At 73.3% G+C, this 12,674-nt stretch carries 13 protein-coding genes; 8 read left to right on the top strand and 5 right to left on the bottom strand.

The features are described from left to right. The first annotated feature begins 1 nt into the window (after position 1). A complete protein-coding gene (locus ACQPYX_RS12255) occupies positions 2-577 on the top strand; it encodes a TetR/AcrR family transcriptional regulator (protein WP_433803188.1) in 576 nt (191 codons plus the stop codon). Next, positions 577-1,809, top strand: a complete 1,233-nt coding sequence (locus ACQPYX_RS12250; RefSeq protein WP_433803187.1) for a cytochrome P450 — start codon at positions 577-579, stop codon at positions 1,807-1,809. The genes ACQPYX_RS12255 and ACQPYX_RS12250 overlap by 1 nt, the downstream gene beginning before the upstream one ends. Here the strand turns inward: ACQPYX_RS12250 and ACQPYX_RS12245 are convergent. From ACQPYX_RS12245 to ACQPYX_RS12230, 4 genes are all read right to left on the bottom strand, one after another. Continuing rightward, positions 1,778-2,107: a hypothetical protein gene (locus ACQPYX_RS12245; protein WP_433803186.1), complete on the bottom strand. Its 330-nt coding sequence runs from the start codon at positions 2,105-2,107 to the stop codon at positions 1,778-1,780. The two genes, ACQPYX_RS12250 and ACQPYX_RS12245, sit on opposite strands and share 32 nt — an antisense overlap. A 37-nt stretch (positions 2,108-2,144) precedes the next feature. Further along, a complete protein-coding gene (locus ACQPYX_RS12240; RefSeq protein WP_433803185.1) occupies positions 2,145-3,035 on the bottom strand; it encodes an aldo/keto reductase in 891 nt (296 codons plus the stop codon). After that, positions 3,032-3,586, bottom strand: a complete 555-nt coding sequence (locus ACQPYX_RS12235) for a DUF664 domain-containing protein (protein WP_433803184.1) — start codon at positions 3,584-3,586, stop codon at positions 3,032-3,034. Before ACQPYX_RS12235 ends, ACQPYX_RS12240 begins: the two co-directional genes overlap by 4 nt. Before the next feature lie 187 nt (positions 3,587-3,773). After that, positions 3,774-4,742, bottom strand: coding sequence for a hypothetical protein (locus ACQPYX_RS12230; protein ID WP_433803183.1), 969 nt, complete (start codon positions 4,740-4,742; stop codon positions 3,774-3,776). Between the two features lie 291 nt (positions 4,743-5,033). On the opposite strand from ACQPYX_RS12230, the gene ACQPYX_RS12225 reads away from it, so the two are divergent. Then, the gene (locus tag ACQPYX_RS12225) at positions 5,034-5,645 is read left to right on the top strand and encodes a TetR family transcriptional regulator (protein WP_433803182.1); all 612 of its coding nucleotides are present in this window, start codon (positions 5,034-5,036) and stop codon (positions 5,643-5,645) included. A gap of 378 nt (positions 5,646-6,023) precedes the next feature. After that, a complete protein-coding gene (locus tag ACQPYX_RS12220; RefSeq protein WP_433803181.1) occupies positions 6,024-7,190 on the top strand; it encodes an alkane 1-monooxygenase in 1,167 nt (388 codons plus the stop codon). On the opposite strand, the gene ACQPYX_RS12215 is transcribed toward ACQPYX_RS12220, so the two are convergent. Beyond that, positions 7,172-7,762 carry a TetR-like C-terminal domain-containing protein gene (locus ACQPYX_RS12215; protein ID WP_433803180.1) on the bottom strand — a complete coding sequence of 197 codons (591 nt, stop codon included), beginning with the start codon at positions 7,760-7,762 and terminating at the stop codon, positions 7,172-7,174. The genes ACQPYX_RS12220 and ACQPYX_RS12215 overlap by 19 nt on opposite strands. Before the next feature lie 70 nt (positions 7,763-7,832). Between ACQPYX_RS12215 and ACQPYX_RS12210 the strand changes: the two genes are divergently transcribed. The 4 genes from ACQPYX_RS12210 to ACQPYX_RS12195 all read left to right on the top strand — a co-directional run bounded on the left by ACQPYX_RS12210 (position 7,833) and on the right by ACQPYX_RS12195 (position 12,672). After that, positions 7,833-9,044: an MFS transporter gene (locus tag ACQPYX_RS12210; RefSeq protein ID WP_433803179.1), complete on the top strand. Its 1,212-nt coding sequence runs from the start codon at positions 7,833-7,835 to the stop codon at positions 9,042-9,044. Between the two features lie 204 nt (positions 9,045-9,248). Continuing rightward, complete coding sequence (locus ACQPYX_RS12205; protein WP_230749377.1) at positions 9,249-9,389, top strand: hypothetical protein; 141 nt, start codon at positions 9,249-9,251, stop codon at positions 9,387-9,389. A gap of 104 nt (positions 9,390-9,493) precedes the next feature. Further along, positions 9,494-12,037, top strand: coding sequence for an ABC transporter transmembrane domain-containing protein (locus tag ACQPYX_RS12200; protein WP_433803178.1), 2,544 nt, complete (start codon positions 9,494-9,496; stop codon positions 12,035-12,037). A 110-nt stretch (positions 12,038-12,147) separates the two neighbouring features. After that, on the top strand, positions 12,148-12,672 hold the full coding sequence (locus ACQPYX_RS12195) for a sigma factor-like helix-turn-helix DNA-binding protein (protein ID WP_433803177.1): 525 nt from the start codon (positions 12,148-12,150) through the stop codon (positions 12,670-12,672). Positions 12,673-12,674 lie beyond the last annotated feature (2 nt).

Below are 12,674 nucleotides of genomic sequence, written 5' to 3'. Positions count from 1 at the left end.
GGTGACCGAGCTCGCGGCCCGCCGGCGGCTCGACCCGGACGCGCGCCGCACCGAGATCCTGGACGCGGCGCTGCGCCTGTACGCCGAGCGTCCGTACGGCGAGGTCTCGACGACCGACCTGGCGCGGGAGGCGGGCGTGGCCCGCGCCCTGCTCAACCACTACTTCGGGACGAAGCGCGCGCTGTACCTCGAGGCGCTGCGGGAGCTCCTGACGATCCCGGAGCAGGCGGCGGCCGACCTCGCGGGGCACCGTCGCGAGGACCGGGCCGCGGCGGCCGTCGACTGGTTCCTCGACACCGTGGAGGACCGGCGGACGCTGTGGTTGTCGGTCGGGATCGGGCTCTCCGGGGACGCCGAGGTGGACGCCGTCGTGGAGGACTCCGACGAGACCGCCGTCGACCGGGTGCTCACCGCCCTCGACCTGGATCCCTGCGACGAACCCCTGCGCGCCCGGGTGCGCGCCTTCTTCGGCATGGTCCGGGCGGCCTCGCGCGAGTGGCTCGTGCGTGGCTCGCTGGACCGGTCCGCCGTCCGGAAGCTCCTGACCACCGCGCTCGTGACGATCTTGGAGGACTGATGGATCTCGGCAACCGCGAGTTCTGGGCGCTGCCCTGGAAGGACCGCTACGCCGCGTTCGCCGAGCTGCGCGCCACCGAGGGCCTGCCGTGGTTCGAGGAGCCGGAGTTCCCGGGCTTCCCGAAGGGCAACGGGTTCCGGGTCGTCGCGCGGCACGCCGACGTCGACGAGGTCAGCCGCAACCCGCAGCGGTTCTGCTCCGGGCGCGGAGCCGTGTCGATCCTCGACCTGCCCGCCGAGGCGCACGAGTTCTTCGGCTCGCTGATCAGCATGGACGCGCCGCGCCACACCAAGATCCGGCGCATCGCCGCGGCGGCGTTCACCCCGAAGCGGGTGTCCGGCCTGATCGACGACGTCGAGCGGATCGCCGACGAGGTCCTCGCCCGGGCCCGGGAGAAGGCCGCGGCGAACGGCGGCGAGTTCGACCTCGTCACCGAGATCTCGGCGCCCCTCCCCCTGCTGCTGATCTGCGACATGATGGGCATCCCGGAGTCGCGCCGCGAGGACGTCTTCACCTGGTCGAACATGATCCTCGCCGGCGACGACCCCGAGTACGTCACCTCGGAGAACCCGCTGCAGGACTACCTGACGGCGGGTGCGGGCCTGTCCGGGCTGATGACCGAGCTCGCGGCGTCGGTCGAGTCCGACCCGCACGACGACGTGCTCTCGGCGCTGGTGCACGGGGAGGTCGACGGCGAGCGGCTCTCGCACCAGGAGATCGCCTCGTTCTTCATCCTGCTCTGCGTCGCCGGCAACGAGACCACCCGCAACGCGGTCACCCACGGCGTGTGGGGCATGCACCTCGACCCGGACGCCCGCGCCCTGTGGGCCGCGGAGCCGGAGCTGCCGACCGCGGTCGACGAGGTGGTCCGCTGGGCGTCGCCGATCAACTGGATGCGGCGCACGGTGGTCGAGGACACGACGGTCGGCGACGTGCCCGTGCAGGCCGGGGAGAAGCTGCTGCTCCTCTACGGGTCGGCGAACCGCGACGAGACGGTGTTCACCGAGCCGGACCGGCTCGACCTGCGCCGCTCCCCCAACCCGCACCAGGGCTTCGGCGCCCACGGCCCGCACTTCTGCCTCGGCGCGCACCTCGCGCGGCGCGAGGCGGGTGTGATGTTCCGGCGGCTGCTGACCGACATGGGCGACCTCGAGGTCGTCGGCGAGCCGGACCGCCTGCAGTCGATCTTCGTGAACGGGATCAAGCACCTGCCGGTGCGTCTGGCGGGCTGACCTCCCGCTCGACGCGCAGGCCGCGGGCGGTGAAGCAGACGCTGCCCGCGACGAGCACCCCCGTGACCACGGCCGCGACCGACGAGACCTCCGCGGGGAGGCCCGTCGCGTACGACAGGGCGATGGTGGTCACCGCGCCGATGCCGAGGAACGCGGGCACGCCCGACAGCTTCCGGGCGAGCACCGCCTGCCACGCCCACACCGGGGCACGCAGCAATCGGTACGTGAGCGCGGCGGAGACGACCGGGATCACGAGTAGGCCGAGGCCGAGGATCAGCCAACTCGCGAGGGATTCCACGTCCAGGTGGATCGCCCGTTCGGAGTAGCGCGTTACATCAGGGGACGGCGTAGCCCGCGGCCGCGACGAGGCGGTACCACTCGGGCCGCGAGAGACGGAGATCCGCGCCCGGTGCCGCCTCGCGGATCCGCTCGGGCCGCGTCGACCCGACGACGACCTGCATCCGCGCGGGGTGCGTCGTGATCCAGGCGGTGGCGACGGCGGTCGGGGTGACGCCGTGCGCGGCGGCGATCTCGTCGAGGGCGTCGTTCAGGTCGGCGTGGTGCTCGCGGTCGCCGAGGACGATCCGCCCGCCGGTGTCGGCGAACGGGGACCAGGCCTGGACCGTGATCCCCTGCAGCCGACAGGCGTCCAACACCCCACCGTCGCGGTCGACCGACTGGTCGAGGCCCGCCACGTTGGCCGCCAGGCCGGCGGCGATCATCGGCGCGTGGCCGAGGCCGAGCTGCATCTGGTTGGCGACGATCGGGTGCGGCAGCGAGCGCGCGAGCAGCTCGATCTGACCCGCGGTGTGGTTCGAGACGCCGATCGACCGGACCTTGCCGGCGGCGACGAGCCCGTCGAGGGTCTCCGCGACGTCGTCGGGATCGGCGAGGGCGTCCGGGCGGTGCAGGAGCAGGACGTCGACGTGGTCGGTGCGCAGCGCGTCGAGGGACTCGTCGACCGAGCGGCGGACGTGTTCGCGGGAGAAGTCGTAGTAGCCCTCGCGGATGCCGACCTTCGTCTGGATGACCACCTGCTCGCGGCGTGCGCCCGTGAGGCCCGCCGCCTCGCCGAAGCGGCGCTCGCAGGCGTGGCGGGTGGAGCCGTAGATGTCGGCGTGGTCGAACGTCGTGATGCCGACGTCGAGGGCGGTGTCGACGAGGGACCGGACCGCCCCGTCGTCGAGACCCTCGATGCGCATGCAGCCGAGGACGAGCCTGCTCATGTGGGTCTCCATCCCGACGGTGGATCCTCGCCGGTCCGGCCGTCGACGTACTCGCGGATCAGGTCGGCGTGGCCGGTGTGGCGGCCGTACTCCTCGACGAGGTCGCCGACGAGACGCCGGAGGCTCACCGGCTCGCCGTCGGGACCGGTGAGGTGGACGGCGCGGTCGAGGCCCCCGTCGTGGAGGGCCTCCTCGAGCATGGCGCGGGACCGGGCGACCGCGCGGTCGTACCGGGCGTAGAGGGTGGCCGGGTCGTCGGCGGCCGCGGAGGTGAACTCCCAGTCCGGGTCGTCGTCCCAGGGCGCGTCGTCCCACTCCGCGCCGAGCGGCTCGCCGTGCAGCTTGGCCCGAAAGGTCAGCGCCTCGACCCACGCCAGGTGCTTGAGCAGCCCGCCGATCGTGAGCGCGGAGACGCCGACGGTGGCGGCGAGTCCGTCCTCGTCGAGCCCGTCGGCCTTCCAGCGGAACGTCCACCGCAGCCGCTCGAGCGCGCCGAGGAGGTGCTCGGCCTCGGTGCCGGCGAGCGGCGGCTCCCACGGCGTGTCGGTCACGGGCGCCGAGGCTAGCGGGAGGTCCGAGGGCCCGGCGGCACCCAGGGGAGGTGCACCGCCGGACCCTCGGTGGCCGGGGGCAGGCCGGCCGTCGAGCCCCGATCGGTCGGCGCGGACCGAGCGGGGATGTGGCTTCGCCATGTGAGCACTTTCGGTGGCTGGAGCCACCGAAAGTGCTCACAGCATCTCACCGGCGGGTCAGCACCACGAGCGTCTTCGCGTCGTCCGCGGCGGGGTGGAGGTCGGTCTCCGGCTCCTGCTCCGGCGTGGGCTCCGGTGCGGCGTGCCGCGGCTGGTACTCCGCGGCCGGGAGCTCCCGGCTCTTCATGCGGCTGATCACGCGGTGCCGCACGGCGAACCCGATCAGGCAGGCCAGGATGATCACGCCGATGGTGACGGGCGTGCCGTAGCCGGAGGTCCCGGTGGCGGCGAGGGCCTGCGCCTGGCTGACGGTCGTGACCGCCGAGTCGGCCTGCGGGGAGAACAACGCCGACGCCGCGTTCCCGAGCGGGGAGCCCATGAGCAGGCCCGGGTCGTAGGCGTTCGCCCCGAACAGGCTGGATGCGAGCCCCGCGGGAGCAACACCGGCGAGCGGGGGCAGGGCGGGCAGTGCGCCGACCGGACCAGCGGCGGCGAGCGGCGCGGGAGCACCGAGAGCGGGCGGCGGAACGACCGCCCGACCCTGCTGCGCGGCGAGACGGTCAGCCGCCGCCTTGTCCGCCGCCGCCTTGTCGGCCGCAGCCTTCGCGGCGGCCTTGTCGCTCGCGGCCTTGTCTGCCTGGGCCTTCTGCTCCTCCGAGGAGCTCGAGACAGCACCAAGGGTGACGGTCTTGGTCGTAGGTGCGGGCTCGGTCGTCGAGTCTCCGCCGGTCACTGCGCCGACCGTGCCGGTAACAGCGTCCGCTGCCGCGCTCACGACCGTGGCAGGAACCGTGACCGTCTGCTTGCAGAGGTCGCCGTCGACCTTCCCGATCCAGTAGCCGCTCGTCTTGTCCTGCTCGGCGTCGGCATCCGTGGGCTTCGTCTTGATGGTGCAGACGGCGCCGTCCTTGAGGATCTGCGCCGCACTCGCAGTGCCGGCCCCGAGGGCCAGTCCGGAGATCAGTAGCCCGCCGACGATCACGCTCGGCAGTAACCGCCCGGGACGTGCACGCATCCTTGCGACCTCCTCAGTCGTTGCCCCGACGACCGGTCCTGCGCCGAATCTGGCCGACTCATCGGTAGCCACACGACCGCGTTACACCCGCTTGGCCGAACGTGATCGCTTCACTGAGTTGGCCTAGTACTCACCCCCCGTGCTTGCTCCGCACAGACGCGCAGGTCAGGCCATATGCCTGATCAAAATAGTCGGGTCACGATGCGATAACGGGCGGAGTGTCGACACCCGTCCGGCGGCTATCTGTGTCCTCCGCAGTCACGATCGGTCGCAATGAGTGAGACTCGACGCATGACCGGCGAATCTCTCCGCGTCGAGTTCCGGCGCCAGGTGCGTGAGCGCGTGCTCGACACCGCCGCCACGCTCGCCGTGGAGCTCGGGTGGGACCGCGTGCGCATCGGCGAGGTCGCGACCGCCTCGGGGGTGTCCCGGCCCACCCTCTACCGGGAGTTCGGCACGAAGGACGGCGTCGGCGAGGCCCTCGTGGCGCGCGAGGCGGAGCGCTTCTTCAGCGGGATCGGCTCGGTCCTGGAGAACAGCGCGGACGTGCCGGAGGGCGTCCGCGCGTCGGTCCGGTTCACCCTCGACGAAGCGGCGGACAACCCGCTGCTGCGCGCCATCCTCACCGGCAGCCGCAGCGGCGACACCGGCCTGCTGCCCTTCCTGACGACGCGCGGCGACGCGATCATCGCGGGCGGCACCGGACTGGTCGGCGAATGGGTGCGGCGGCGGATGCCCGAGGTGGACCACCGGATCGTCGAGGACGCCGTGGACGCGGTCGTCCGCCTCACCATCAGCCACCTCGTCTCCCCCGGCCTGAGCCACGCCGACGCGGCCGACCGACTCGCCCGCATCGCCGGCTGCCTGCTCTGCCCCTCAGCCGAGGTGTCGCCGTCCCCGTGATCACCGGGCCGGCCCACGCCCGCACCCACCTTGTCGCGGCGAACCGCTACCGCGCCGGGACCTTGTCGCTGGCAATCACAACGACAAGGCGGGGCCGGCGGGGACGGAGCCCACGACAGGGCGGGGCCGGCGTGGACGGAGCCCACGACACGGCCGACCACACCCGCCGCGAGCCCGCGGAGCGCCCGAAATCCGCTCCGACGCGTCGTCGGGAAGAGATCGACGAAGCGGCGAACCTGCCACTGGACGCCGGCAACGACGCTTCGCTGCCACACGGGGTGGAGGACACCGCCCGAACTGAGACAAAAACTCGGTCTTGTTTCAAGCGCGACGCGCTGTCACAGTTACCTGTGTACGGGGAGCGTGAGGAGGCCGACGATGACCATCGAACAGGCACGGGAACCGATCGAGCAGCAGGAGCCGTGGCGCGACAAGCGCCGGTACCTGTGGCCACTGGGCACCCTGATGCCCGCCCTGCCGATCGCGGGCTACGGCCTCGTCCACGCGACGGGCCTGAGCCTGTTCTGGTGGATCGGGCCGATCATCCTGTTCGTGGTCCTGCCGGCGCTGGACCTGCTCATCGGCAAGACCGACGACAACCCGCCGGACTCCGACCGGGCCCGCCTCGAGGCCGACCGGTACTACCGCTGGATCACGTACCTGTTCCTGCCGGTGCAGTACGTCAGCCTCGTCTTCACCTGCTGGGTGTGGGCCACCCAGGACCTGCCCTGGTACAGCGACCTGGGCCTCGCCCTGACGATGGGCGTCGTGTCGGGCGTCGCGATCAACACCGCGCACGAGCTCGGGCACAAGCGCGAGGAGAACGAGCGCTGGCTCTCGAAGATCGCGCTCGCGACCTCGGCCTACGGCCACTTCTACGTCGAGCACAACCGCGGCCACCACGTGCGGGTCGCGACGCCGGAGGACCCGGCGAGCTCGCGGCTCGGTGAGAACTTCTGGCTGAGCTTCCTGCCGCGCAGCGTCTGGGGTTCGCTGACCAGCTCGTGGCACCTGGAGAAGAAGCGGTTCGCGCGCCACGACAAGAGCCACTGGACCTGGCGCAACGACATCCTGATCGCCTGGGCGATGACCGTCGTCCTGTTCGGAGCACTCGTCGCCGGATTCGGGTGGAACGTGCTCCCCTGGCTGCTGCTGCAGGCGTTCGTCGGATTCAGCCTGCTCGAGGTCGTGAACTACCTCGAGCACTACGGCCTCAAGCGCCAGAAGCGTGACGACGGGCGCTACGAGCGGGTCGACCCGCGCCATTCCTGGAACGCCGACCACACGGTGTCGAACCTGCTGCTCTACCAGCTGCAGCGCCATTCCGACCACCACGCGAACCCGATCCGCCGCTACCAGACGCTGCGCCACTTCGAGGAGTCGCCGCAGCTGCCCAGCGGCTACGGGACGATGATCGTCGTCGCCGTGATCCCGCCGCTCTGGCGCGCGATCATGGACCCGAAGGTCCGGGCGCACTACGACGGCGACCTCGAGCTCGCCAACGTGCTGCCCCGCAAGCGCGCCCGCTACGGCGTGAGCGCCTGAGCCTCGCCCAGGAGCTTCCCGACGAGGGCCCGTACCCGGCTTCCGGGTGCGGGCCCGTCGTCGTCCCGGCCGGCCGGCTCGAACAGTGCGGCGTAGTAGATCGGCGCGAGCAGCCCGTCGACCACCGCGTCGACCACGGGGACCTCGCCCCCGCGGGTGACCTCCCGGTCGAGGATCGCCGCGATCTGCGTGCGCCGGTCGGCGGTGCAGGCGCACGAGGCGGTCTCCCCCGCCCCGATCGACGCCCGCATGAGCGCGATGGTGTCCGGGTCGGCGAGATCGCGGGCGACGTCGGTGGCCCAGCGCTCGAGGTCCGCGCCGAGCGACCCGGTGTCGGGCACGACGACGTCCCCGGTGAACCGGTGCTCCGCGACCGACGCGAGCAGCTCCGCCACCGACCCCCAGCGCCGGTAGACCGTCGTCGCGTGCACCCCGGCGCGGGCCGCGATCACCGGGATCGTCAGGTCCTCGGTCCGCACGCCCTCGGCCACCAGATCCTCGACCGCCCGGTGCACCGCCGCCCGCACCCGCGCGGACCGTCCACCCGGCCGCGACCCGCTCGCCTCGCTCATACCCCGATACTAACGCAGCGATCTTTGCTGAACGCGTGCTAGCGTCGCCCTCGTGCAAACGCAGCGATCTGTGCGCAACGAGGATCGGACCCGCGCCCGGCTGTTCGCGGCCGTCGGCGGCATCGTCGTGCTGTTCATGGCCGCCTCCAGCGTGCCGAGCCCGCTCTACCCGCTCTACCAGCAGCTCTTCCGCTTCTCGGCCGCGACGCTGACCGTCGTCTTCGCCGTCTACGTGGCCGGCCTGCTCGGCGCCCTCCTCGTCGTCGGGGCCCTCTCCGACCACGTCGGCCGCCGTCCCGTCCTCGCCGCGGCGATCGCCCTCGAGGCCGTCTCCTTCGTCCTCTTCCTGACGGCGGGCGGGGTCGGGGCCCTGCTCGTCGCGCGCGTGCTGCAGGGCATCGCCACCGGCGCCGCGATCACGACCCTCGGCGCCGCCCTCGTCGACCTCGCCCCACCCGAGGCGCGGCACCGGGCGGGCACGGTGACCGGGGTCGGCACGCTCGTCGGGCTCGCGGCCGGGGCGGTCGGCGCGGGCGCGCTCGTGCAGCTCGCCCCCGCTCCGACGCACCTGGTGTGGATCGTGCTGCTCGCGCTCCTGGTCCTCTCGGCGGTCGTCGTGGCCGTCCTGCCCGAGACCTCGCCCCGTCGGGCGGGCGTCCGGCGCTCGCTCGTGCCGCGGGTCGGGGTCGCGCCGCGCCTGCGGGCCGAGGTGCTGGCCGTGTCCCCGGTCCTGGTGACCAGCTGGGCGCTCGGCGGGCTCTACCTCTCGCTCGGCTCCTCGATCGCCGCCTCCCTGCTCGGGGTGCAGTCCCGGCTCCTCGGCGGACTCGTGGTCACGCTGCTCTGCGGCACGGGGGCGGTCACGTCCTTCCTGCTGCGCGACCGCCCGGTGCGCGCACTCGTCGCACCGGCGGCGGGACTGCTCGCCGCCGGCACCGCGGTGACGCTGCTCGGCATGGCCCTGTCCTCCGCGGTCGTCGCCGGCCTCGGCACGATCGTCGCCGGGATCGGCTTCGGCGCGGCGGCCCAGGCCTGCTTCGGCGTGTTCGCGGAGATCGCGGAACCGGGCGAACGGGGCGAATTGTTCGCGGTCGCCTACGTCATCTCGTACACCGCGTTCTCCGTGCCCGCCGTGCTCGCGGGGATCGGCAGCGGAATCGTCGGACTCGCGACCGCCGCGGAGGTCTACGGCGGCGTCGTCGTGGTCCTCGGGGTGGCCGCGACGGCGATCAACCTGGTGCACGCCCGTCGTCGTCGGCCCGCCTTGACAACCACGGCCTGAGTGGATTCTGAGAAGGTCCGCCCTTGACGTCTCTTTGGTTTCGGGGCCTGTTCCTTGACCAGGATGTGGATGCATTCACAGACATGTGCGCATCACTCGATCGGGGGACAGCTCTCTCACAGCTCATTCTTATGTCGTGATCCGATCGTGACCAGGCCTCACCGACCGGTGCGGCGATGGTTCCTTCCCCCGAGAGGATCGATCATGGGCTTCTTCCTGCTGGACGGCTGCGCTCCCCCGAAGCACCGCCACCACCACCACCGTGGGTGCGGCTGCCACGAGTGCAAGCCGCAGCACTGTGAGCCGAAGCGCGAGTGCAAGCCGAAGCACTGCTGCGACGACTGACATCGCACACGGCGTCCCGGCCCTGAGCGGGCCGGGCACCGGATGAGCCGGCCGGTGACCCGACACGGGTCGCCGGCCGTTTCCGAGCACGGACGAGGGAGACGGTGGGCGCGCACTCGACGTCGGGGGACCAGCAGGACGGCACCGCCACGGCGGCCGCCGACGCGCCCGCCCTCACCCTCCGCGCCATCGTGCGCCGGTTCTGGATCTACACCCGCGGCGACCGGTCGAAGCTGGTCCTCGCCTTCCTCTTCATGGCCGCGTCGACGGCCTGCGACACCTACGTGGTCACGATGTTCGCCCGCATCGTCGACGGCGCCACCGTGGCCCGGTCGATGGCGGCGGTGTGGCCGTCGGCGGTCGAGTGGATGGTCCTCACGGCCGTGGGCGGCCTGCTGTCGGTGATCGGTGGCTGGCTCATGGTCGGCGCCGCCGAGCGGTTCGTCTTCCGGCTGCGCCACCAGGTCTTCGCCCACCTGCAGCGGCTCGGCCCGTCCTTCTTCTCCGAGCACGCGACCGGCGACCTCATCTCGCGGCTCTCCACCGACATCGACGGGGTCGAGGCCCTCGCCTCCTCCGGCATCGTCACGACGATCATCGCGGTCGGCACCGCCATCGCCTACGCCGCGGCCGCGGTCCTGGTGCAGTGGCAGCTCGCCGTCATCGTCGTCGCCCTCGCTCCCCTGATGTGGCTGACCAGCCGGATCACCGGGCGGTTCACGCGCACGGCCGCGCGCACCGAGCGGGCCGCGGCCGGCGAGGTCGGCACCTCCATCCAGCAGTCCCTGCAGAACCTCCCGCTGGTGCAGTCGCTCGGCACCGAGGCGGTCGAGAGCGCGCGGCTGGACCACCACGGCGAGGTGTGGTGGCGGGCCCGCGCCCGCGAGAGCCGGCTGCAGATGATCTACGCGCCGATCTCCACGATCATCCAGAGCGGAGCACTGCTCGCCGTGCTCATCGCCGGAGCGGCGTTCATCGCCTCCGGTGAGCTGACCGTCGGCGGTCTGTTCGGGTTCGCCGCCTACCTCGGCTACCTCTACCCGCCGCTCTCCCAGCTGGGTTCCCTGCACCTGACCGTCACGTCCGCGTCGGCCTCGTGCGAGCGGCTGCTCGAGATCCTCGACGCCGACCCCGACGTGGTGGACGCCGAGGACGCCGACGACTCCCCCGTCGCGCAGGGCCGCGTCCAGCTCCGCGACGTCCGCTACGTCTACCCGGGGACGGAGTCCGCCGGCGTCGACCGCGTCTCCCTCGACGTCCGGCCGGGGCAGTTCGTGCTGGTCACCGGCCCGAGTGGCGCCGGGAAGTCGACCCTGACGAAGCTGCTGCTGCGCTTCGTCGACGTCCAGTCCGGCGCGATCACCCTGGACGGGGTGGACGTGCGGGACCGGACCATCGCCGCGGTGCGCGGGGCGGTCACGCTGCTCCCCCAGAAGCCGATGCTCTTCGACCTCACGGTGCGGGAGAACATCGCCTACGCCCGCCCGGACGCGAGCGACGCCGAGGTCGAGGCGGCCGCCCGCGACGCCGGCGCCCTGGAGTTCGTCCGCGAGCTGCCCGACGGCTTCGACACGCTGGTCGGCGAGGACGGCGCCACCCTCTCCGGCGGGCAGCGCCAACGGCTCGCGATCGCCCGGGCCCTGCTGCGCACCTCGCCGGTCCTCGTCCTCGACGAGCCGACCACCGGCCTCGACGCGCCCACGGCCCGCGCCGTGCTCGACCCGCTGCGCCGGCTCTCCGGCGGTCGCACCACGATCGTCGTCAGCCACGACCTCACGCCCGCCCGCGACGCCGACCTCGTCGTCGTCCTCGACGCCGGCCGCGTCGTGCAGCAGGGCCGCCACGCCGACCTCCTGGCGCGCCCCGGCGTCTACGCCGAGCTCTGGGCCGCCCAGCAGGGGGATCGCGCTCCCGACGCCGAGCCGGTGCCGGTCCCGGCCGTCCGCCCGGTCCCCCCGCGGCGCCCGCAGCCCGTGCCGGCGTTCGTCGACGCCACGACCAACCCGCTGCGCCTGCTCGCCCTCGCCGCCGCCGACGCCGCCCTCTCGGCGTCCGCCGCGACGTCGGCGACGACCCGCCCGACGGCCCTGCATCGTCCCGGTGCCAGCCCCCGCCCCGGTGAGAGTCGCCGCCCTGGTGACAGTCACCGCCCCGGTGCCAGCCCCCGCCCTGGCGACAGCAATGCGTCATTGCTTGCACCCAGTGACAGGAAATCCGGCACCGTCGATGCGGTCCCATCGGAGCGCCGGCCACGTCCGACCCCGATCTCGACGCCGCGCACCCCGGTCGCCGCTGCCTCCTCCCCCGCCGCACGAGCGGGCCGTTCATCACGATCTTCGGAGATGAACGGCCCACTCGTGCCGCCGCGGGCCCGTCCGACCCCGGCGCCCGCGCCGGCGCCCGCGCCCGCGGCGCGAGCCACCCCGGCGCCCTCGCCGACACGCACCCGGACCCACGCCCCCGGCCCCGCCGTGCCCGGGCCGCGCGACCCGGCGTCGGGACCGACCCGGACCGGCCGCCCGCAGCCGTCGTCGGGACCCTCCCGGCACGACACCGGGCCGCGGCGGCGCACCGTCGCCGACCTCGTCAGCGACGTCCCGTCCGGCCGCGCCGCCCACCGGCAGCCGGACACCGCCCGTCCGCGCTGACGCGAGCCGCACTGCTCCGTCCGAGTGATCCGATCACGGAAGTGTGACCGGACGGCCCCGGGCGTCTCCTCCCTCGCGACACGGTCGACGAGGCCACCGGGGAGGCCCACATGCAGGAGCACCACCGCACGCCGCGCCGGACGGAGACCGACGACCAGCTCGACGCCCTCGTCGGCCGCGCCGTCGCCGGGGACCGCGCCGCGCTCGGGGCCGTGCTCGCGGCGATCCGGCCCGTCGTGGTGCGCTCCTGCCGGGCGCACCTCGGACCGGGCGCGACGGACACCGACGACGTGGCGCGGGAGGTCTGCCTCGCGGTGCTCCGCGCCCTGCCCGTCCACCGGGGCCGCGGACAGCCGTTCCTCGCGTTCGTGTCCCGGGTCGTCGCCGACGAGCTCGCCGCGCGCCCCGCCGACGGGCCGGGTGCGGTCCGGGCTCTCGCCGCCCTCCCCGCGCGCGAGCGGGAGGTCCTCCGCCTGCGGGTGGTGCTCGGCCTCTCGGCGGAGGAGACGGCGGCGGCGCTCGGCTCGACGCCGAGCGCGGTCCGGGTGGTGCAGCACCGGGCGCTCACGGCCCTGCGCCGCACCGATCCGGCCGCCTCGGGTGACTCCGTCCTCGCGGACCTCGCCGACGGCTGAGG

Source organism: Actinomycetospora sp. CA-084318, from assembly GCF_050955885.1.
Taxonomy (GTDB): domain Bacteria; phylum Actinomycetota; class Actinomycetes; order Mycobacteriales; family Pseudonocardiaceae; genus Actinomycetospora.
Note: the sequence above shows the minus strand (reverse complement) of the source record. Positions and strands in the feature narration are given on the sequence as shown.